Origin of the sequence: Rouxiella sp. Mn2063, from assembly GCF_049319665.1 — a bacterium.
GTDB lineage: Bacteria > Pseudomonadota > Gammaproteobacteria > Enterobacterales > Enterobacteriaceae > JBMOUD01.
On the sequence record NZ_JBMOUD010000009.1, the window covers coordinates 24,122 to 45,399 of the forward strand.

The following is a 21,278-nucleotide window of genomic DNA, read 5'->3' on the forward strand; positions in this document are numbered from 1 at the left end:
GTTCTAAAACCCGATATTCCCCTATTTTCGTCATGCTTAGCTAGCTTGAACGTTGATGCCTTTCTCAGCGAAGGTAGCCCGTAAACTGCGGGCGAAGGCTAAAGCATGTTCACCATCACCATGTAAGCAAACGGTATCTGCCTGTACTGGAACCGCAATACCATCACGGCTGATCACTTGCTTTTGCAATATCATGCTCAGCGTCTGATCTAGCGCCTGCTGGTCTGTTTCAATCAACGCATCAGGCTGACTACGTGATACCAGATTGCCATTGCTTTGATAGCGTCTGTCGGCAAACACTTCTTGCCGGGTTGTCAGCCCCAATCGCTCACCAGCACGAATTAACTCACTTCCAGCTAATCCGACCAAACGTAACGAAGGATCAACCGCTTTCACCGCACGAGCAATGGCATCAGCCAACTCAGGTTCAACCGCAGCTTGGTTATAGAGCATGCCATGAGGCTTGACATGCACCATTTTTCCACCTTCGGCATGAGTAATAGCAGTCAGTGCACCAAGTTGATATACCACTTGTGCATAGATGGTTTCTGCTGGCAATTGCATTGCTGTGCGACCGAAATTTTCCCGATCGGGGAAACTAGGGTGTGCGCCAATCGCCACGCCGAACTCCAACGCCCAACGTACAGATTGGCGCATGGTTTGTGCGTCTCCCGCATGAAAACCACAGGCAATATTGGCAGAACTAACTAATTGCAGTAACTCGCGGTCATTGCCACAGCCTTCGCCTAAATCGGCATTCAGATCAACTATCATGCAATCCCCACTTAATTTGTTCGATAGCGCGTTTTTGCTCTATAAGCGCCAACTGTGCTTCTTCAACCGTACATTTCACAAAATGCACCGGTTCACCAAGACGAATCTGCGCCAGATTATAGAGATCGGCTTCGATAACGCAGGCTATCTTCGGATAGCCACCTGTCGTCTGCGCATCAGCCATCAGCACAATGGGTTGGCCGTTATGCGGCACCTGAACCACGCCGGGAACTAAGCCATGCGATAACATCTCTCGCGGCGTTTCACGCTCTAATACATGACCATGCAGTCGGTAACCCATGCGATTACTTTGTGGACTTAGCTGCCAGGCTGTGCGCCAAAATGCCTCACGAGCCGCTAGACTGAACTCTTGATATTCTGGACCTGCTAATGCGCGGATGCGGTTACCAAACAGCAGTTGCTTCACACCTGCCGTTTTCTTTGGCATGTTACGCGGTTCACCAATAGGTAACTCATCGCCGTCTTTAATCTGCCGCCCGAGGAAACCACCAAAACCGGCTTTCATATCGGTACTACGAGAATTCAAGACCAAAGGCACATCGATACCACCTGATACGGCAAGATAGCTACGCATACCACGCATTGGCATCTTCATTTTCAGCGTTTGCCCAGCCCGAACCGAGTAACGCCAGCCGGTCCACAGCACTTTCCCGTCTAGTTCTGCATGACAACCTGCCCCTGTTAATGCAATCCAGCCCGGTTGCGTGAATTCGCAACTAAACTGACCGAGCGTAATCTCCAGCCCAGCGGCATTTTCATCATTACCCACTAATAAATTCGCAATGCTGAGTGCCGGTGCATCAAGCGCACCGCTCGCGCTCACCCCAAGCTGACGATAACCACGTCGACCAAGATCTTGAATCAACGTGAACATCCCTGCGCGTAAAACTTTCAACATACGCCCTCCTTCTGAGGAATAAAGCGCAGCGTATCGCCAGGACGTAGCAGCGTTGGCAAGCGTTGTTTCGGGTCAAACATCGGTGTGGTGGTGTGGCCGATCAACTGCCAGCCGCCGGGGGTAATCAACGGATAAATCCCCGTTTGGCTGCCGCCAATACCGACAGAACCAGCAGGCACAGAAAGACGCGGTTCAGAATGTCTTGGCGTCGCTAAAATATCAGGCATGCCGCCAAGATAGGGGAATCCTGGCTGAAAACCGAGGAAATACACCACATAAGTGGCTCCCGAGTGACATTCAACAACCTGGCGTGGCGTCATACCGGTGTGTTGTGCGACAAACTCAAGATCTGGGCCGCCTTGCCCCCCGTAAACCACCGGTATTGTAATCTCACGAGACTCCGGCTCAAATGCCTGGCTTTCCTCCCACCAGCGCTGTAAGCGTTCAATCGCATCAACGGCCGTTTTCTGAGCATCGGTGAAAAGAATGGTCAGGTTATTCATGCCAGGAATAACTTCACTGATATCCGGGAAATCTGCCAAGCGTTGCGCTAATCCCCAAATACGTTGCTGACTAGATAAAGATACGGGTGGCTCAAGCTCTAAAACTACAGCACTTTCACCTAATAAATAACATCGTGCTCGTTGCACTCAACCCTCCTGAGGGCGGGAAAACTCACCGTAAAGTCGTTTCATTTATCCCCCAAATAATTGGCGTTGCATCAAAGCGGCAACAGGCACATCCCGATGAGCTTACTACGGTCAAGTGATTCGAGTAAGTTACCGCAGCCAGCGCAGAAACAACGTCAAGTATGACGGGTATATGATGATTAGTTATGCGTGAAAGCCTAGCTTCATGTCAACACATCCACGCCCTTAGTCCCACTTTCTAGCGCTTTGCTAAAATTCCCCCGATAGATATCAACTGCTACTATAAATAAAACTTGCCTGTTTTTACGCCGCAAGCACTAAGGAATGGAAGTCACCTATGCTGTTAATTTGTCGGATATTTAAGGAAATTTTGTGAAGAAAACCTTGGGCGTTTTTTTTCCTCTTTACACCACCACACTCTTAATGCTGCTGGGTTCTGGCCTGTTAACGACCTATGTTTCTTTGCGTTTAAGTGCGATCCACGTTACCGGCGCCACCATTGGTGCGATTATCGCCGCCAACTATATTGGGCTGGTGATCGGTGGTAAGGTTGGCCATTTTCTGATTGCACGAGTGGGTCATATTCGCGCTTATGTTTCCTGCTCCGGCATTATTACCGCGGCAGTACTGGGCCACGGCCTGACTGAGATGATCCCTGTTTGGGTCGTTTTACGTATGATTATCGGGCTGTGCATGATGTGCCAATACATGGTGCTGGAAAGCTGGCTCAACGATCAATCGGAGACCAAACAGCGTGGCCTGGTATTCGGCTTTTACATGGCAGCCACCTATCTGGGCATGTCATTAGGACAAGTGGTACTGATCCTGCAAGATGGTTTAGGTATGAGTACGCTGCTGATTATCGCGTTATGTTTTTCCCTCTGCCTGGTCCCGATTGCACTCACCACGCGTACAAAAGTCGGCCATATGTCTCCAGCGCCGATGGAGTTGAAATACTTCATCAACGCCATTCCTAAAGTGTTAGCCATTACACTGGTGATTGGTATGGTCGTCGGCTCTTTTTATGGCATGGCACCTATCTATTCTAGTCAACAGGCCTTCACCACTCAGCAAACCGGTCTGTTTATGGCGCTGGCGATCTTTGCCGGTCTGGTGGCGCAATTCCCGCTAAGTTGGCTATCGGATCGCTATAACCGTAACAAACTCATGCGCATCAATGCGTTGCTATTAACGATTACCGCGCTGCCGCTGGCATTGCTGACACATAGCGCCTTTCCATTAGTATTAGGACTCGGCTTTGTGGTCAGCATGACGCAATTTACGCTCTATCCGCTGGTCGTGGCGCTGGCGAACGATATGATCGAGCCAGAACGTCGAGTTTCGCTTTCTGCCTGCCTTTTAATGGCATTCGGCGTCGGAGCCTGTATTGGCCCGTTAGCCGTCGGCGCATTAATGGAGCCGCTGGGCGGGAATATCCTCTATGCCTTCTTTGCACTTTGCGGCGTAGGTATTGTGGCGTTGAGCCGTACTGCGGCGAAAGAGCAAGCGACGGTCATGGCCGACGATGCACCGTTACCACACATTGTGATGCCAGACAGTTTGAGCAGTTCTCCGCTCTCCCCGGCGTTAAATCCAACGTTTGATGAGCAATTAATTCAAGACACCATGCCAGCTCCAGAAAGTGCTAACGATGAATCTGTGGTGCAGCCGGAACAGGAAGATGCGGAGTTAGATTTCAGCGTGCAAGGCGCAGACCCGTTAGTCGATACCGGGTTACAGAAAGCCTTCACCTTGATGGAAGAGAGAATGCCGCAGGAAGATATTCCTGCGGCAGAGGAAAAACGCAATTCTGCTTAAGCAGGATTATCGATATCAATAAAAGTAACATCAAAACCGTGCTCGGCGGCCAGCCATTCGCCGAGCGCTTTCACACCGTAGCGCTCGGTGGCATGATGCCCGGCAGCGAAGAAGTGCAGCCCCATCTCACGGGCAATATGAATAGTTTGTTCGGACACTTCACCACTGATAAACGCATCCACGCCAAAATCCGCCGCTTGCTGAATAAAACCCTGCCCACCGCCAGAACACCAGGCTACACGACGGATTTCAGCCGGACCGCCTTGCGCGCTATGTAGTACTTTGCGCCCTAAACGTGCTTCAATTAATGCGGCAAAAGCGTCGGGTGCGACAGACTCAGCCAGCTCGCCATAAGGCACCAGCGGCATCACTTCCCCCTGAACCTGAATACCGAATAACGTCGCCAATTGCGCGTTATTCCCCAACTGCGGATGAGCATCCAACGGTAAATGGTAGCCATATAGATTGATGTCATTAAGCAGCAAGGTTTTCAGGCGATTGCGTTTCATCCCGCGTACCACCGCCGGTTCGTTTTTCCAGAAGTAACCGTGATGAACCACAATGGCATCGGCCTGCTGCTCAACTGCGGCATCCAATAATGCCTGGCTGGCGGTCACACCAGTCACAATACGTTGTACTTGTGCGCGACCTTCAACCTGCAAACCATTCGGGGCGTAATCGTGGAAAGCGTTGACATCCAGACATTGGTTTATCAAGGTTTCGAGTTGGATGTTGTTCATTATGATTCTCACATTAATGCCAAATTTAGAGGGGTTCTTAATTTTTAGAATGCAAGCTTATCATCTCTGGCTATTTGCAACAGAGTCAATGACACCTCCTTCTGCAAGCTCAATACCGAATAAAGAGTAATCACAAGAATAAAAACACCTCTTTTTTCACTTAAAATTTGCATGCACATGCATTTATGTCTTTAATGTAATGATATGACATTACATGGAGGGTTAATTCGTTGAGCTGTAAAAACAATATTTTCCGGTCTTGAATTATTCACTTCAGTTTACTTGACGAAAGATAAAATCGAGGATAATTAATTGAAATATAATAAGTTAATTTACATCACAGGCTTACTATTTTGCTGCCTAACTTCCCCTATTGTTGCAACAGCCGCAGAGCAAGATTTTCGAGAAAAATGCCTGTCCTATGAAGGACCTGATATTGGAAACCAATATCCCGTTATCTCCAGCCATGCATACTTTGTACCCAAAAACAGCAAAATGCCTCTAAAAATCAGGGACAGAAACACGGGGGAATTACTAAAAAATCAAGAAATTAAATCAGATCTTTGTTTACTAAAGATCATATTAGGGCCGGGTGCACCGGGCGATAAAAACATGCCATCAACATCGACTGGTATTGGCGTGGAAATATGGCTCCCAGTGCCCGATGAATGGAATCAACGCTATATAGGCGTTGGACAGGATGGATTTGCCGGAGGAATAGAAGTCAAAGCTGCTGATATCGTGAGCGAATTTGGCAGTTCAGCATTGCGGGCCGCAAAGGATGGCTATGTCAGCGCAGCCTATGATGCTGGCCATGCATTTAAAGATGGCTCTAATGGTAGCTTCGGCTTACGAACCGACGGCTCAGTCAACTGGCCCTTGCTACAAGATTGGGCTTACCGTGGACTACATGGAATGACATTAGCAGCAAAGCAGGCTGCCCAAGATTTTTATGGTAAAAAACCGAAGTTTTCCTACTGGAACGGAGGATCTACAGGTGGCAGAGAGGGATTGATGCTAGCTCAGCGTTATCCAGCAGATTATAACGGTATTATTAGTGCTTATCCTGCTATTAATTGGCCAAGTTTTGCTACTGGTATTATGTGGCCACAGATTGTCATGCAACAAGAGCTAGGGCATCCAATCGAAGCAGATAAACTGGATCTTGTAACACAGCGAGCTATCAGGGCCTGTGATACAACGCTCACAGGACAACACGAAGGCTATCTCAGTGATATACACGGATGTAATTACAATCCATTAAAAGATAAAGATATTTTATGCGAAAGTATCACTAATACGACTAAATCCTGCTTAAGCCAGAAAGAAGCTCTCGCGGTCAATAAAATATGGTTTGGTCCCACAATGGATGGTAACTATATTGATCCAGCAAAGAATAATGGCGTGGAAAAATCACTTTCACTTGGCCACCTCTGGTACGGTTACAACCGTGGCGCAATATTATTCAACTCTCCGGTCAGTTATGGTGTTGGGCCAGCAGGTATAACTCCTTTCACAATTGGGGCCCATTGGCTGTCTATCGTGACGCAAGATCCGTCATTGGCGGATAACACATTCGTAAATGAGAAAAATCCCTCACGAGATGGCTGGAAAAAACTCCCTTACTCAGGGGAGTATTCATATGCCAGCATATTTATTCGCTCACTGCAGCAATTTGGCTCGATGAATGGTACTGACAGCGCTGATTTACGGGAATTTTCTGCATTAGGAGGGAAAATTATCCATTGGCACGGTCTAGCTGATAATCAGATCCCAGTTGGAGGCTCAATTAATTACTATGAACGAATTCTTTCTTCTTCTGGTGGTCTTGAGCAAACACGACGATTTTATCGGTTCTATCTCGCTCCTGGCCTAGGGCATGGTCGTACTGGTGCCGCAGGATTGAATCCGCCGACTCCGGGAGGCAATTCCAATGATGGCTTTGGCATCAATTATGCTCTGATCCCTGCACTAGAAAAATGGGTCGAGAAAGGTGTTGCACCTGAGAGTCTGACCATGCCACTTCAGCCCGGCGAAACATCAAGCCGCTCGTGGTGCCTCTACCCTCAACATCTGAAAATGATACAAGGGGGAGAGCGAAGCCAACGCAAATTTGAATGTGTTAAAGATGCGACTTGGTAAGTAATGGCTGTTCCCCGACATATCACGCCTGGGAACAGCCATTACCGGTTCTCTTTACGAGAGAGTTGGGTGTATGCAAATGGGGAAGCAAGAAGACAAATAATCCCTACTCAAGTAGTTAATTTTTCTATCTGAATAAGGGTATTGATAAAAACAGCATGCTCTTCGTCAGTCAGGTTAACAAGCAGGTTATTATCATATTCTGCTACTAGGTCATAAGCCTTTTTAAACGTGTCTTCCATGGCATCCAGGCGTTTCACTAGGAACGCTCGTTTGTCATTTGCATGTGGTAGCTTTTCAACCCATCCACGTGCGACTAACCGCTCAACCGTCCGGCCCAGGGCCGTTCGATCTGTCTGTGAATGTTCAATTAGAACGCTCATCGGAATAGCATCATTAAAACTATGGATAATGCGCAGTACCCGCCATTCAGGCAGCGTCAATCCAATGAGAGTAAGTTTATTGTCCAAACACCGTTCCCTATGCCTGACAATATTGGTCATAAGGTAAATACCACCTGTTGGCAGCTCAAGTTTTTTATCTTTTAACATTATGTAAGCCGTCGTTTATGCAGGAAAAATACTATATTTCAGTCCCAAAATTTTATTGATATATCGAGATGTTATCCACTGTCGTCACGATTGTGCTACTCCACCGTCTGCCAGAGTATGGCAGACAGAGGTATGATTATTTATTATTTACTCAGAAAAGCCATATTCGCGCCATTTTCGCAGCACTTTTTCTTGCAGTTCTGGCGGATAGGAATGTTTAAACGAAGCAGTTCCAGCTCGCATTTCATTACGGAACTGTTCAGGAAATAGGCAATTAATAATCATATTACCGCCCTTTCCGGCAGAAAGATTTTCTGCGTCAAGATAAGGAACCATCGGGAAGCCCGGTATATTCGGGTAAGCGATAAAATCATGCTGCGGATGCGCCCGCGTTGCTAGTGCCCATACAACCTCATCTATATTCGTGATATCAATATCATTACCGATCAGAAGCAACTTGGGCACAAGATAACCTGCATGGGTACTGTAGTAAATTTCAGCAATATGATCGGCAAAACTACGTGCATCGGTATTAAGTAACGCCAGTTTCTCAGTATCAACAGAAAGTACTGTCCAGCATGTTGCTGCCTCATAAGAGCACCAAGCCATATCTACAGGCATACCCGCTTCTTGCATATCCTCGAGAATTTGTGCCGAAATCATTGTTCCCCAGATAGTGTGGTTTTCTTCTGGTGGTAATCCGGCAACACAAATCGGCAATATCGGGTTATTACGAAATGTAATAGCCTTTACATGGAACATCGGGAGATATTTACCTTCAGTATGCTGATAACCATGGTACTCCCCCATAGGGCCTTCCAATGCTGTTTCATCAAGACTTATTTCACCTTCAATAACAATTTCTGCATTGGCTGGTACCCACAAATCACAGGTTTCTGCCTTTACGACATCTATGGGAGTTCCCAATAAAGCTCCTACGTAACCCGGTTCGCTAATATATGCTGGCAATGGCATGCCTGCTACCGCAACCGCTGCTGGAGGAGCACCTAATACGAATGCCCAAGGGGTTGCTTTGCCCTCTTTACGCCACATATCGCGGATCATACCAATATGCTGGGTCGATATTGCAGGACCAGTCAGTTTGTTATGATCCACCATCATCATACGTCCGATACTCCAACTATCCCACTTCCCATCAGGAGATCTAACAATGTGGAAACCATAGGTTCCGATATAGCGCCCCCCATCTTTTTCATGCAACAAAGGAACGGGAAAACGAGTTAAATCAATATCATTTTCTTTCCAAATATTTTCCTTCACAGGCCCCGATCTAACTTTGCAAGCATCAAGTGGTTCCTTTTTCATTGCTAAACGAATAACACTAAGAATCTCTTTCGGTGTTGTTTCCGGTCTTAAACCAAAGTGCAGTGCGAGTCGACTATATGCATATTTTTTATTATTGAGCATACCTGCTGGTGCACCCAGCACACACGCGCCAGGCAACGCCCCTTTAATATTTTTAAACAGTGGTGCTGAAAGTCGTTCTTCATATACACGGCGGACTATAGCCGCTATTTCTAGATTGGCATCAACTTCAGTATTTACGTCGACCAAATCTTGGCGGTGGCGTAACTCATTTAGAAATGTTCTCAGATCCAGCGCACTTTCTAGTAAGTTCATTATATTGCTCCTTTCGGTGAGTATTGAATTTAGCGCCCAGCCCTGAACCGTGCCTAAGCTCGGGCTCAACATATTTGATTGGCACCAAACTCCAGTTCTAAAAAGAATTCAGGGAAACTGATACCTTCATAAAGCCTAGTGCTAATACAATGCGTAGAGACATTATAGACACACAAATATGCATGCGCACACATATTATTAATCAAAATAAAAACCATCAACAATATCGTAAAATACCGAATAAATAGAGAGAGTTATAGAAAGACGATATCTTGAAGAGCTAATGATAAGCTCTGAAATTCAGTTGGACCGAAACTTACGCTAAGCACCTAAAATCAGTAAAATAGCTACGCCACAATCTAAGGTATTACTACAGGCAACCACAAAGACCTGCTGCCTGCTCTAATTATTAGCTAAGGCCAAATCGATATTTTCGTTTAGCGCAATATCCCTATCTATTTGCAGCAGCGTCACTTTTAGCACACTACTTTGCTCTGTTAATGTTTTAACTCAGTTTCATCCATCTGACTGTGCACGGTTTTTTGCTGCTTCAAAAGCCGCTAACGTTTCTTTACGTGCAATAGCGTGATCGATAATAGGTGCGGGGTAGTGTAGCACGCGACGCTGCTTATCAGCCCAACGATGCGGCTGATGAATATCTTTATCCGGCACCTCCGCCAATTCGGGCAACCAATGTTTGATAAAGCGTCCTTGTTTATCAAAACGCTCGCCCTGCGTGGTCGGATTAAAAATACGGAAATAAGGTGCCGCATCGGTACCGGTTGACGCGCCCCACTGCCAACCGCCGTTATTTGCCGCCAAGTCACCATCAAGTAATTGCGACATAAAATAACGCTCCCCTAAACGCCAATCGATCAATAAATCCTTCACCAAAAAACTGGCGACGATCATCCGCAGGCGGTTATGCATCCAACCGGTACTATTAAGCTGGCGCATCGCGGCATCGACAATCGGGTAGCCGGTTTGCCCCTGCTGCCAGGCGAGCAATTCATCGGGCGCATCACGCCAACGAACGCCATCGGTCCAGGCAACAAAAGGTTGGTGTTTACATAAATCAGGCCAGGCGACCAACAGGTGACGATAGAACTCTCGCCACACCAGCTCGTTTAACCAGCCAAACGCACCACTATCGGGACGTTCCAACACCTGAGGATGTTCCGTACGCAGGCGATTAAAACACTGACGTGGCGAGAGAACGCCAATAGCCAGATAAGGCGATAAAGAACTGGTGCCATCAACTGCCGGTAAATCACGCTGCAGCAAATAATCCTCCGCTTGTTCACGACAAAAACTACGCAGGCGCTGACGAGCAGCCTCTTCACCAACAGGGAAAGCCGGATCAATCGTTTGCTGGGGATAATCAAAAGGGGCTAACGCACACAGAGAAATATCCTGCGACGATTGACGCGATTCAGGTGCGGGTAAAGAACGGCTATCCGTCTCAGTCAAACGTTGTAAAAACGCCCGACGAAACGGCGTATACACTTTATACATGCTGCCTTCGCCGGTGGTAACTGAGCCAGGAGGCAGTAATAAACTGTCGTCAAAACGGTGGCAAATAACTGAAGCACTTACTGCTTTATCGAAGGCCTTGTCACGTGCAATTTCATTAATTTCATATTGATTATTATAAAAAATGTCATCGACTGATTGCTGCTCGCAAAAAGCCTGTAGCCAACTCACGCTAGCATCAAAGTCGTCACATTGATGGTAATACAGCGCAATACCACGCTGTGCCAAACCTTGCTGCAACGCCTGCAAATGTTGATAAATAAACGCCGCCTGACGTGGTGCCATGGCGTGTTTTTTCCACTGCTCCGGCGTGGCAATAAATACGGCAATCACCCGCGCATTGGGGTCTTCACAGGCGGCATGTAATGCGCGGTTATCGGTAAGCCGTAAATCGTTGCGAAACCAGACTAAATGGGTGGACATGCCACACTCCCTTGTTTGTTCGTTCATTAAATGTGAGCTATCTGTGAGGTTCAATATCCGTAACGCAAGCACAGCGCCTCAGGATATGGCTCGAAATAACGCTGCTGCGCAAGGTAATCATCGGGATATTCTGACAGGTAATGTTTTAATAACGTCACCGGAGCCAATAAGGGCTGCACACCTTGGCGATAGCGATCAATAAGCTGGGTTAATTCCTGACGCTGCAAGGAATTCAACTGTGGGCGGAAATAGCCCTGAACGTGCATCAGAACGTTGGTGTGATTACGTCTCGTCGCTTTATGACTCATCAACGTCATCAGTTGACGACGATATTCAATAAAATAGCTATCGAGCGATGGCCACTTATCTATTCCTGCAACAAAACGACCTAATTCACGATAAAGCGGCTGGGAATGGGAGAGTAACGACAATTTGTAACGACTATGAAATGCGATCAACTTGCCGCGGCTTAATCCACTTTTACGCAGCATATTGAGTTCATACAGCGCAAAAACACGCTCAACGAAATTCTCACGCAACACAGGATCGTTTAAGCGGCCATCCTCTTCGACGGGTAGCCATGGATATTGCTTCATCAATTCAGCGGTAAAAATACCGACGCCTATTTTTTGCGCATCTTTACCATTAGCGCTGTACACCCGAACTCGCTCCATTCCGCAGCTCGGTGACTTAGCACACACAATATAGCCGCAAAGATGATCAAGGGATTGCACCCGCTTTACCGCGTAATCTTGCATGGCGGAAGTTAGATCAATATCTGGATCATTACTGAAACGTATATCGACCCGTTCACCCTGTTTCACCAGTCGTAAAGCTGGGCGCGGGGTTGACAGGCCAACGGCCATTTCGGGGCAGATAGGCTCAAAACTAACATAAGGGGCTAATTGTTCCACTGCGAAAGCAAAGCGCTTATGACCACCATCAAAGCGGACATTATCTCCCAGCAGACAAGCACTGATACCGATTGGGATGGATTCACTCATGGACGGCTCCCTGTAAAGAATCGGGTATGAAGTTAACGAGCAAGCATAGTTTAAATATCATTTATGCATCGATTAACTTATACAATAACTCAATCTTGTACAGTTTCCAGAATTTATACCAATAAAAAAACCCCCGGCTTCTCAACCAGGGGTTTTTAAATTCATTACAGAACATCAAGAAACGGCAGAACAAGCCGTTTTATTATTAGTAGAACGATTGTCCTGACAGTTCAGCTTGCGTTAACCATACCGGCTTATCGCTTGTTTTGGCCCAAATGCGGTGTAAATAACTATAAAAACGCGCGCGATCCTGACGTAACAACATCACTGGCAGCGCCAACAGGCCGGCAAGGATCACAAAACTACGACGCAGTGTGATACGTAATACAGAATAGTGAAGATCATCAGACATAGCATTTCTCCTAAAGAGGCCAGTCTGGCAGTCCACTAAAGCGCGACATGCTGACTGGGGAAATTAATCGGTTGGTTATTTGTACAAAATATTATCTTAAGTTGTGTAATTTTACTACTCATCTGACCACTTAAAATGTAAAAAAAGCACAAACTTATCCCCGCACATGTAATTAAGTTACAAGCAAGTTAACAAAAAAACATTTCAGCGTTAAAAATGCCGCTGATAAACCAACCATTTTTATACTTTTTTTACACCCTTCCCCCGCATTTATTCAGGATCTTTCCCTATCCATTCCTATACTTTGCACAACATAAAAAAACACCTGTGGAGGTGGAATGTGAGTCTTGGGGTGATCGGCGGTGCATTACTGGTTCTGTTATTACTGGGCTATTTAGTCTATGCCCTGCTTAATGCGGAGGAGTTTTAAATGGCGGCTTCAGGCTTTCTACTCATTGCCAGCTTTATGCTGGTTTTATTGCTGCTCTCCAAGCCGTTGGGCAATTTTATTGCGCAACTGATTGAAGGGCAGCCTTCTGGGATTTTATTACGTTTTGAAAACGGGATACTACGCACAGCAGGCAGCTCCGAAAGTGAAATGAACTGGTGGCAATATGCGCTAGCTATCATGGTGTTCAATATTTTGGGCATCATTATTTTGATGGTGATGTTGATGGCGCAGGGCTCTCTACCAATGAACCCACAACATTTCGCCGGACTTTCGTGGGATTTGTCATTCAATACCGCAGTCAGCTTTGTCAGTAATACCGACTGGCAGGCCTACAGTGGCGAAAACTCACTGAGCTACCTGAGCCAGATGGTCGGTTTGACTGTGCAAAACTTCTTGTCAGCATCTACCGGGATCGCCGTTGCTTTTGCGCTAATTCGTGCATTTGCTCGCCCTTCTGGCCGCACTATCGGTAATGCGTGGACAGATTTACTGCGTATCACACTGTACCTGCTGGTGCCGTTGTCATTACTGCTCGGTTTATATTTCGCCAGCCAAGGCGTTATCCAAAACTTTGACGCTTATCAACACGCCACCACTCTCGAAGGCTTGCAACAAACCTTACCAATGGGTCCAGTTGCTTCACAGGAATCAATAAAATTATTGGGCACTAACGGCGGCGGCTTCTTCGGTGCTAACTCCGCGCACCCGTTTGAGAACCCAACGGCGATGACCAATATGGTACAGATGCTGGCGATCTTCTTGATCCCATGTGCACTGTGCTTCGCTTTTGGTCGCGTGGTCGGTGATAACCGTCAAGGTAACGCGCTGGTATGGGCAATGTCGCTGATCTTCGTGGTGTCAGTTGTCGTGGTGATGTATGCCGAGTTGCAAGGCAACCCGCACTTCACTCAGCTTGGCGCTAACAGCAATATCAATATGGAAGGTAAAGAGAGCCGCTTCGGCATTCTGGCCTCAAGTATGTATGCCGTTGTGACAACAGCTGCATCTTGCGGCGCAGTTAACGCCATGCATGACTCGTTCACCGCACTAGGCGGCTTAGTTCCAATGTGGCTGATGCAAATCGGTGAAGTGGTATTCGGCGGCGTAGGTTCTGGTTTGTACGGCATGCTGCTGTTCGTTCTGCTGACTGTATTTATCGCCGGTTTGATGATTGGTCGTACGCCTGAGTATCTCGGTAAAAAGATCGACGTTTACGACATGAAAATGACCGCTCTGGCGATCTTAGTCACACCAACGCTGGTTCTGTTGGGTACGGCCTTAGCACTAGTGACCGATGCAGGTAAAGCAGGTATCGCAAACCCTGGCGCTCACGGCTTTAGTGAAGTGTTGTATGCCGTCTCTTCTGCGGCAAACAACAATGGTAGCGCCTTCGGTGGCTTAAGCGTCAATACACCGTTCTACAACGTACTGTTGGCAGTATGTATGTTCTTCGGCCGCTTCGGGGTCATTATTCCGGTATTGGCAATCGCAGGTTCACTGGTAGCGAAAAAACGCCAGAAAGCCAGCAGCGGCACCTTACCAACATCTGGCCCGCTGTTTATCGGCCTGCTAGTAGGTACGGTACTGCTGGTCGGCGCACTGACATTCGTTCCTGCTCTGGCCCTCGGCCCGGTAGCAGAACATTTACAGGTGTGGTCAGCAAAATAACGCTGCGTAATCCGTTGAACTGATGATGAACAGAGAGATTAAGAACATGACTCGCAAGCAACGTGCGCTGTTTGAACCACAATTAATACGCACCGCCCTGCTCGACTCGGTGAAAAAACTGGATCCGCGCGTCCAGTGGCGTAACCCAGTAATGTTTGTGGTGTATTTAGGCAGTCTACTCACCACCTTTATCTGGCTGGCTATTCTTTTCAAACAAAACGACGGCAGCGCCGCTTTTACCGGCAGTGTGTCGCTGTGGCTGTGGTTTACCGTGCTGTTTGCCAACTTTGCTGAAGCCTTGGCAGAAGGGCGCAGCAAGGCCCAGGCACAAAGTTTGAAAGGCGTACAGAAAACCAGCTGGGCGAAGAAAATTTACGAAGCCCGTCCAGATTCACCGGTCATCAAAGTGGCTGCTGACAGCTTACGTAAAGGTGACATGGTGCTGATCGAAGCCGGTGATACCGTGCCTTGTGACGGTGAAGTATTAGTCGGCGGCGCATCAGTAGATGAAAGCGCGATCACGGGTGAATCTGCACCGGTGATTCGTGAATCTGGCGGTGACTTCTCTTCTGTCACCGGGGGGACTCGCGTACTGTCAGACTGGCTGGTTGTGCAGTGTTCTGCAAACCCAGGTGATACCTTCCTAGATCGCATGATCGCCATGGTTGAAGGTGCTAAGCGTCGTAAAACACCAAACGAAGTAGCGTTGACCATTTTGTTAGTCGCGCTGACCCTAGTGTTCGTCCTGGCGACGGCAACACTGTATCCATTTTCACTCTTTAGCGTAGAAGCAAGCCACGCGGGGATGACCGTAACTGTTACTGCGCTGGTCGCCCTGCTGGTCTGCTTGATCCCAACAACTATCGGTGGGCTGTTGTCAGCTATCGGTGTAGCCGGGATGAGCCGCATGTTGGAAGCTAACGTCATTGCCACCAGCGGTCGTGCCGTTGAAGCGGCCGGTGACGTCGATGTTTTGCTACTGGATAAAACCGGGACCATTACACTGGGTAACCGTCAGGCTTCACAGTTCCTGCCTGCGCCACAAGTGACAGAGCAAGAGCTGGCTGATGCGGCACAACTTTCGTCGCTAGCGGATGAAACCCCTGAAGGTCGCAGTATTGTCGTACTGGCAAAACAACTGTTTAACCTGCGCGAACGCGATATCCACTCGCTGAATGCCACCTTTGTGCCTTTCTCTGCACAAACCCGCATGAGCGGCGTGAACATTGGCGAACGTAGCATCCGTAAAGGAGCAGTAGACGCGATTCGCCGCCATGTTGAATCTAACAATGGTACCTTCCCAGCGGCAGTTGAAGGTCTGGTAGAAGGTGTAGCGCGCAAAGGCGGAACCCCGTTGGTAGTGGCCGAAGGTGCACGCGTATTGGGCGTGGTTGAGCTGAAAGATATCGTTAAAGGCGGGATCAAAGAGCGTTTCTCTGAACTGCGCAAAATGGGTATCAAAACCGTGATGATCACCGGTGACAACCGGTTGACCGCCGCGGCGATTGCCGCCGAAGCTGGCGTGGATGATTTCCTGTCAGAAGCGACACCGGAAGCGAAACTGGCTCTGATTCGTCAATATCAATCTGAAGGTCGATTGGTCGCGATGACCGGCGATGGCACTAACGACGCCCCTGCCCTGGCGCAGGCTGACGTTGCAGTAGCCATGAACTCTGGTACTCAGGCCGCGAAAGAAGCGGGTAACATGGTCGATTTGGATTCCAACCCGACCAAACTGATTGAAGTCGTCCACATCGGTAAACAGATGTTGATGACGCGTGGCTCGCTGACCACCTTCAGTATCGCGAACGACGTTGCTAAGTACTTTGCGATTATTCCAGCGGCCTTTGCGACAACCTATCCGCAACTGAACTCGCTGAACGTTATGGGTCTGCATTCACCTTCATCGGCGATTATGTCGGCGGTTATTTTCAATGCCTTGGTGATTGTGTTCCTCATCCCGCTGGCACTGCGCGGCGTGAGCTATAAGCCAATGAGCGCCGCCTCGCTGTTGCGTCGCAACCTGTGGATTTATGGCGTAGGTGGTTTGCTAGTACCTTTCGTGGGTATCAAGCTGATCGATATGATCCTGACCGTTTTACATTTAAGCTGATTTACTGAGGACGATGACTATGTCTGCAACACAAACAGGGTCTGCAGCACCTAATGAATCTGCAACACGTATCAGCTATGTTCGCCCAGCGATAGTTCTGACTATCGTATTAACACTGGTAACAGGCGTCATTTATCCGTCAGTCACCACCGGTATCTCTGCTGCCTTGTTCAGCCATCAGGCGGCGGGATCGTTGATTACTGACGGAGACAAAGTGATTGGCTCGTCACTAATTGGCCAGAACTTTACCCATAACAACTACTTCTGGGGACGTCTGTCAGCCACATCGGATTCACCTTATAATCCGTTGTCATCAGGCGGTAGCAACCTGGCAGCCAGCAACCCAGCGCTGGATAAAATTGTCGCTGACCGCGTAGCCGCCCTGCGTGCTGCCGATCCACAAAGCAGCCCACAGGTGCCGGTTGAGTTGGTCACCGCATCAGGCAGCGGCTTGGATCCACAAATTTCCGTGGATGCGGCAAAATGGCAGACACCGCGCGTCGCCACCGCACGCGGCTTGTCGGTGGATCAGGTGAACAAGTTGATTGATGAAAACACCTCATCACCGATTATCGGTTTCGCAGGGCCAGCTGTCGTCAACGTGTTGGAGTTGAACCACGCATTGGATAAGCTATCCGCCAAATAATACGAGCGCTATTTTTGCTCTTAAAGACTTCTGCCTAGTAAGCAGATAGATTCGGACGCAGCATGATGCATCTTTGACAATGAACCTGCATTCATTGCTTAGAGGTGCAGCATGTTGCGCCCGTTTTTGGCTTTGCCCTCCCCGAGTTTGAGAATTCGATTGTTTTGAGAATGCGACTGTTTTGAGGATGCAATGATGGAAGAAGAAGCGCAAAGGCCCGACCCTGACAGTTTGTTGGCAATAGCCAATGAAAAACCGCGCGGACAATTGAAAGTCTTTTTCGGGGCGTGCGCTGGCGTCGGAAAAACTTACGCCATGTTGCAAGAAGCGCAGCGCTTGCGCGCCACTGGTTTGGATGTGTTAGTCGGCGTAGTAGAAACGCACAAACGCCAAGAAACCGAAGCGTTATTACCGGGGCTGACTTTACTCGCACCAAAACGCATTAACCATCGTGGCCGTTTAGTGTATGAATTTGACCTTGATGCCGCCTTAGCGCGCCGCCCTGCCCTCATCTTGATGGATGAACTGGCACACAGCAACGCGGCGGGCTCACGCCATCCGAAACGTTGGCAAGATATCGACGAGCTGCTCGATGCAGGAATCGACGTTTTCACTACCGTCAACGTACAGCACTTAGAAAGTCTGAATGACGTTGTTAGCGGCATTACCGGTATTATCATTCGTGAAACCGTACCAGACCGCTTATTCGATGATGCGACCGAAGTGGTGCTGGTCGATTTACCGCCTGACTCGCTGCGCCAACGCCTGAAAGAGGGCAAAGTTTATATTCCAGGTCAGGCAGAACGGGCAATTGAGCATTTCTTCCGCAAAGGTAATTTAATCGCCCTGCGCGAACTCTCTTTGCGCCGTACCGCCGATCGTGTTGACGATCAGATGCGCGAATATCGCGATCATCAAGGCGTACATCGTGTCTGGCACACCCGCGATGCGCTGTTGCTGTGTATTGGTCACAGCAATGGTAATGAAAAACTAGTACGCGTTGCCTCGCGTATCGCCGCCCGATTAGGCTGCGTCTGGCACGCCGTTTATGTTGAAACCCCACGCCTGCACCGTCTGCCAGAAGGCCAGCGTCGGGCTATTTTGCGCTCCCTGAAATTAGCACAAGAGCTAGGTGCAGAAACCGCGACGCTGTCAGATCCACAAGAAGATCAGGCAATTTTACGCTATGCCCGTGAGCATCGGCTCGGCAAAGTAGTGATGGGGCGCCGTAAAGAGAAACGCTGGACGCCGGGCGGCAGCTTTGCCGACAGGCTGGCACGCATTGGACCAGACCTGGATTTAATGATTATCGGTCTGGAAGATGCGCCGCAAACCCCTACGCGCAAAGAGCACGATGCCCGCACCTTTGCCGAAAAATTCCGTCGCCAGCTGCAAGGCTGCGCCGTTGCGGTGGCGCTGTGCGCACTGATCACCCTGTTCTCCCAATGGCTGCTGCCAGGTTTTGATCAAGCGAACCTGGTGATGGTCTACTTGCTCGGCGTAGTGATTGTTGCGCTATTTTATGGCCGCTGGCCTTCAGCATTAGCGGCTGTGATTAACGTTGCCAGTTTTGATCTGTTCTTCGTCCAACCGCGCGGCACGCTGGCGGTGACCGATGCGCAATATCTGGTGACATTTGGCGTGATGCTGATTGTCGGTATCTTGATTGGTAATTTAACCGCAGGCGTTCGTTATCAAGCGAGGATTGCCCGTCACCGTGAAAAACGTGCGCAACATCTGTATGAAATGTCGAAAGGATTGAGCAAAGCACTTACGCCGGAAGCCGTGGCGCAAACCAGCTGCCACTTTATCTCTTCCAGCCTGAATGCCAAAACGGCAATCCTGTTGCCACAAGAAGATGGCAGTTTGCTTCAGGCGACCGGTGAAGACGCCGCCAGCATTGCCGTGGACGATGCTATCGCTCGCTGGAGTTTTGATAAGCAGATGCCGGCAGGTGCCGGTACCGATACGCTACCCGGCGTGTTATATCAATTATTACCGCTGGTTGCCTCTGGAAAATCATTAGGTTTATTGGCCGTCGAACCGACTAATTTCCGCCAACTCTTAGTGCCAGAACAGCAACGGCTGATCCAGACTTTCACCGTGCTGATCGCCAACGCCCTTGAGCGTTTACATCTTGCCAGCAGCGCAGAAAGCGCCCGTTTGGATGCCGAACGCGAACAGCTACGTAACTCTCTACTCTCTGCCCTCTCACACGATTTACGCACCCCGCTGACCGTGCTATTTGGACAGGCAGAAATTTTGACGTTAGATCTTGCTGCCGAAGGCTCAAAACATGGCATGCAGGCGAATCAAATTCGTCAGCAGGTATTAAGCACCACCCGACTGGTCAATAACCTGTTAGATATGGCGCGTATTCAGTCCGGCGGTTTTAACTTACGTAAAGAGTGGCAATCGGTGGAAGAGATCATCGGTAGCGCACTACGCATGATGGAAGCCCTGCTCAGCACGCACAATATCGTGGTCGATTTGCCCGAAGAGATGCTGCTGGTTAATTGTGATGCCAGCTTAATTGAACGCGTGTTAATCAACTTGCTGGAGAATGCGCATAAATATGCGGGAGCCAGCGCCACCATCACTTTACGCGCACGTGCAAAAGAACATTGGTTGGAAATAGATGTGACCGATAGCGGTCCTGGAATTATCAACGGTGCGGAAAAAACCATCTTCGATAAGTTCTCTCGCGGCAATAAAGAGTCGGCTATTCCGGGGGTCGGTTTAGGTTTGGCCATTTGTCGGGCAATTATTGAGGTTCACGAAGGACAGATCTGGGCTGAGAATGTGGTTCAAGGTGGCGCACGCTTTTGCTTCCTGCTACCTTTGGAGAACCCACCCGCTATTGAAAAAGAAGACGAGGATCTGTGAGCACTTCCCCTCCCCATATTCTTATCGTTGAAGATGAAAAAGAGATCAGGCGCTTTGTGAGAACGGCGCTTGAGGCCGAGGGCATCAAAGTGTTCGAGAGTGAAACGCTGCAGCGGGGGCTGATTGAAGCAGGCACCCGTAAGCCAGACCTGATCATTCTTGACCTTGGTCTACCAGACGGTGACGGCCTGAACTATATTCGGGATTTGCGCCATTGGAGCTCAATCCCGATTATTGTGCTGTCTGCCAGAACCGGCGAAGAAGATAAAATTGCGGCTCTAGATGCCGGTGCCGATGATTTTCTTACCAAGCCGTTTGGTATTGGCGAACTGATGGCACGCGTGCGCGTCGCATTACGTCGACATGCGTCGAGTAATCAAGAAACCCCATTGATTACCTTTTCCGATGTCAGTGTTGATTTAATTAACCGTCAGGTGAAACGCAACGGCGAAGATTTGCATCTTACGCCGATTGAGTTTCGCCTGTTAGCCGCGCTGCTGGCTAACAGCGGCAAAGTGATCACCCAACGTCAATTGCTCAGCCAAGTCTGGGGCCCGAACTACGTCGAACACAGCCACTATCTGCGCATCTACATGGGCCATTTACGCCAAAAGATGGAAGTCGACGCCACTCGGCCACGTCACCTGCTGACTGAAACCGGCGTGGGTTATCGGTTTATGCCTTAAGATAAAGTGGGTTTCGTTATAACAAATACAACGTTTGACCACCCTTAACATTGTGTGGTCGACGATAATGTTTATAGCATTTCAACTATATTTAATGCCCCTTCAGAAAAACATGCTTCGTGATTTCCAATATCTGAAATTAGTGTATTAAGTGCTGCCCGTTCCAATTTTAAAATCTTATAATTGACTCACCCTAAAATATCCTTATTTTTATAATGCCT

Annotated in this window: 17 protein-coding genes; 8 read left to right on the forward strand and 9 right to left on the reverse strand. The window is 48.6% G+C overall.

Going from position 1 to position 21,278, the window contains the following annotated elements:
• Positions 1–36: 36 nt before the first annotated feature.
• From pxpA to pxpB, 3 genes are read right to left on the reverse strand one after another with little or no spacing between them, the layout of a single operon-like run.
• Positions 37–774: a 5-oxoprolinase subunit PxpA gene (pxpA, locus tag ACL9RG_RS14140; RefSeq protein ID WP_422793264.1), complete on the reverse strand. Its 738-nt coding sequence runs from the start codon at positions 772–774 to the stop codon at positions 37–39.
• The gene (gene pxpC, locus ACL9RG_RS14145; RefSeq protein WP_422793265.1) at positions 764–1,693 is read right to left on the reverse strand and encodes a 5-oxoprolinase subunit PxpC; all 930 of its coding nucleotides are present in this window, start codon (positions 1,691–1,693) and stop codon (positions 764–766) included. The genes pxpA and pxpC overlap by 11 nt, the downstream gene beginning before the upstream one ends.
• Entirely contained in the window at positions 1,687–2,343 is a 657-nt protein-coding gene (gene pxpB, locus ACL9RG_RS14150; RefSeq protein WP_422793266.1) for a 5-oxoprolinase subunit PxpB, read from the reverse strand. The genes pxpC and pxpB overlap by 7 nt, the downstream gene beginning before the upstream one ends.
• Positions 2,344–2,715: 372 nt before the next feature.
• Between pxpB and ACL9RG_RS14155 the strand changes: the two genes are divergently transcribed.
• Complete coding sequence (locus ACL9RG_RS14155; RefSeq protein WP_422793267.1) at positions 2,716–4,161, forward strand: MFS transporter; 1,446 nt, start codon at positions 2,716–2,718, stop codon at positions 4,159–4,161.
• Here the strand turns inward: ACL9RG_RS14155 and ACL9RG_RS14160 are convergent.
• On the reverse strand, positions 4,158–4,901 hold the full coding sequence (locus ACL9RG_RS14160) for a type 2 GTP cyclohydrolase I (protein ID WP_422793268.1): 744 nt from the start codon (positions 4,899–4,901) through the stop codon (positions 4,158–4,160). The genes ACL9RG_RS14155 and ACL9RG_RS14160 overlap by 4 nt on opposite strands.
• 312 nt (positions 4,902–5,213) lie before the next feature.
• On the opposite strand from ACL9RG_RS14160, the gene ACL9RG_RS14165 reads away from it, so the two are divergent.
• Positions 5,214–7,043 carry a tannase/feruloyl esterase family alpha/beta hydrolase gene (locus ACL9RG_RS14165; RefSeq protein WP_422793269.1) on the forward strand — a complete coding sequence of 610 codons (1,830 nt, stop codon included), beginning with the start codon at positions 5,214–5,216 and terminating at the stop codon, positions 7,041–7,043.
• A gap of 110 nt (positions 7,044–7,153) precedes the next feature.
• Here ACL9RG_RS14165 and ACL9RG_RS14170 read toward each other — a convergent pair whose 3' ends face one another.
• From ACL9RG_RS14170 to ACL9RG_RS14190, 5 genes are all read right to left on the reverse strand, one after another.
• Positions 7,154–7,594 (reverse strand): MarR family winged helix-turn-helix transcriptional regulator, encoded by a 441-nt coding sequence (locus ACL9RG_RS14170; protein ID WP_422793270.1) that lies wholly within the window; start codon positions 7,592–7,594, stop codon positions 7,154–7,156.
• A 147-nt stretch (positions 7,595–7,741) separates the two neighbouring features.
• The gene (locus ACL9RG_RS14175) at positions 7,742–9,235 is read right to left on the reverse strand and encodes a UbiD family decarboxylase (protein ID WP_422793271.1); all 1,494 of its coding nucleotides are present in this window, start codon (positions 9,233–9,235) and stop codon (positions 7,742–7,744) included.
• A gap of 516 nt (positions 9,236–9,751) precedes the next feature.
• Positions 9,752–11,191 carry a deoxyribodipyrimidine photo-lyase gene (gene phrB / locus ACL9RG_RS14180; RefSeq protein WP_422793272.1) on the reverse strand — a complete coding sequence of 480 codons (1,440 nt, stop codon included), beginning with the start codon at positions 11,189–11,191 and terminating at the stop codon, positions 9,752–9,754.
• 50 nt (positions 11,192–11,241) lie between these two features.
• Positions 11,242–12,195 carry a YbgA family protein gene (locus ACL9RG_RS14185; protein ID WP_422793273.1) on the reverse strand — a complete coding sequence of 318 codons (954 nt, stop codon included), beginning with the start codon at positions 12,193–12,195 and terminating at the stop codon, positions 11,242–11,244.
• Between the two features lie 205 nt (positions 12,196–12,400).
• Positions 12,401–12,607: a YbfA family protein gene (locus ACL9RG_RS14190; protein ID WP_422793274.1), complete on the reverse strand. Its 207-nt coding sequence runs from the start codon at positions 12,605–12,607 to the stop codon at positions 12,401–12,403.
• Between the two features lie 340 nt (positions 12,608–12,947).
• Here ACL9RG_RS14190 and ACL9RG_RS14195 point away from each other — a divergent pair, with 340 nt between their 5' ends.
• From ACL9RG_RS14195 to kdpE, 6 genes are all read left to right on the forward strand, one after another.
• The gene (locus tag ACL9RG_RS14195; RefSeq protein WP_422793275.1) at positions 12,948–13,037 is read left to right on the forward strand and encodes a K(+)-transporting ATPase subunit F; all 90 of its coding nucleotides are present in this window, start codon (positions 12,948–12,950) and stop codon (positions 13,035–13,037) included.
• Entirely contained in the window at positions 13,038–14,726 is a 1,689-nt protein-coding gene (gene kdpA, locus ACL9RG_RS14200) for a potassium-transporting ATPase subunit KdpA (RefSeq protein WP_422793276.1), read from the forward strand.
• Positions 14,727–14,772: 46 nt separating this feature from the next.
• A complete protein-coding gene (gene kdpB / locus ACL9RG_RS14205) occupies positions 14,773–16,839 on the forward strand; it encodes a potassium-transporting ATPase subunit KdpB (RefSeq protein WP_422793277.1) in 2,067 nt (688 codons plus the stop codon).
• A 70-nt stretch (positions 16,840–16,909) separates the two neighbouring features.
• The gene (gene kdpC, locus ACL9RG_RS14210) at positions 16,910–17,485 is read left to right on the forward strand and encodes a potassium-transporting ATPase subunit KdpC (protein ID WP_422793419.1); all 576 of its coding nucleotides are present in this window, start codon (positions 16,910–16,912) and stop codon (positions 17,483–17,485) included.
• Positions 17,486–17,677: 192 nt separating this feature from the next.
• A complete protein-coding gene (kdpD, locus tag ACL9RG_RS14215; RefSeq protein WP_422793278.1) occupies positions 17,678–20,371 on the forward strand; it encodes a two-component system sensor histidine kinase KdpD in 2,694 nt (897 codons plus the stop codon).
• On the forward strand, positions 20,368–21,057 hold the full coding sequence (gene kdpE, locus ACL9RG_RS14220) for a two-component system response regulator KdpE (RefSeq protein ID WP_422793279.1): 690 nt from the start codon (positions 20,368–20,370) through the stop codon (positions 21,055–21,057). The genes kdpD and kdpE overlap by 4 nt, the downstream gene beginning before the upstream one ends.
• Positions 21,058–21,278: the final 221 nt, after the last annotated feature.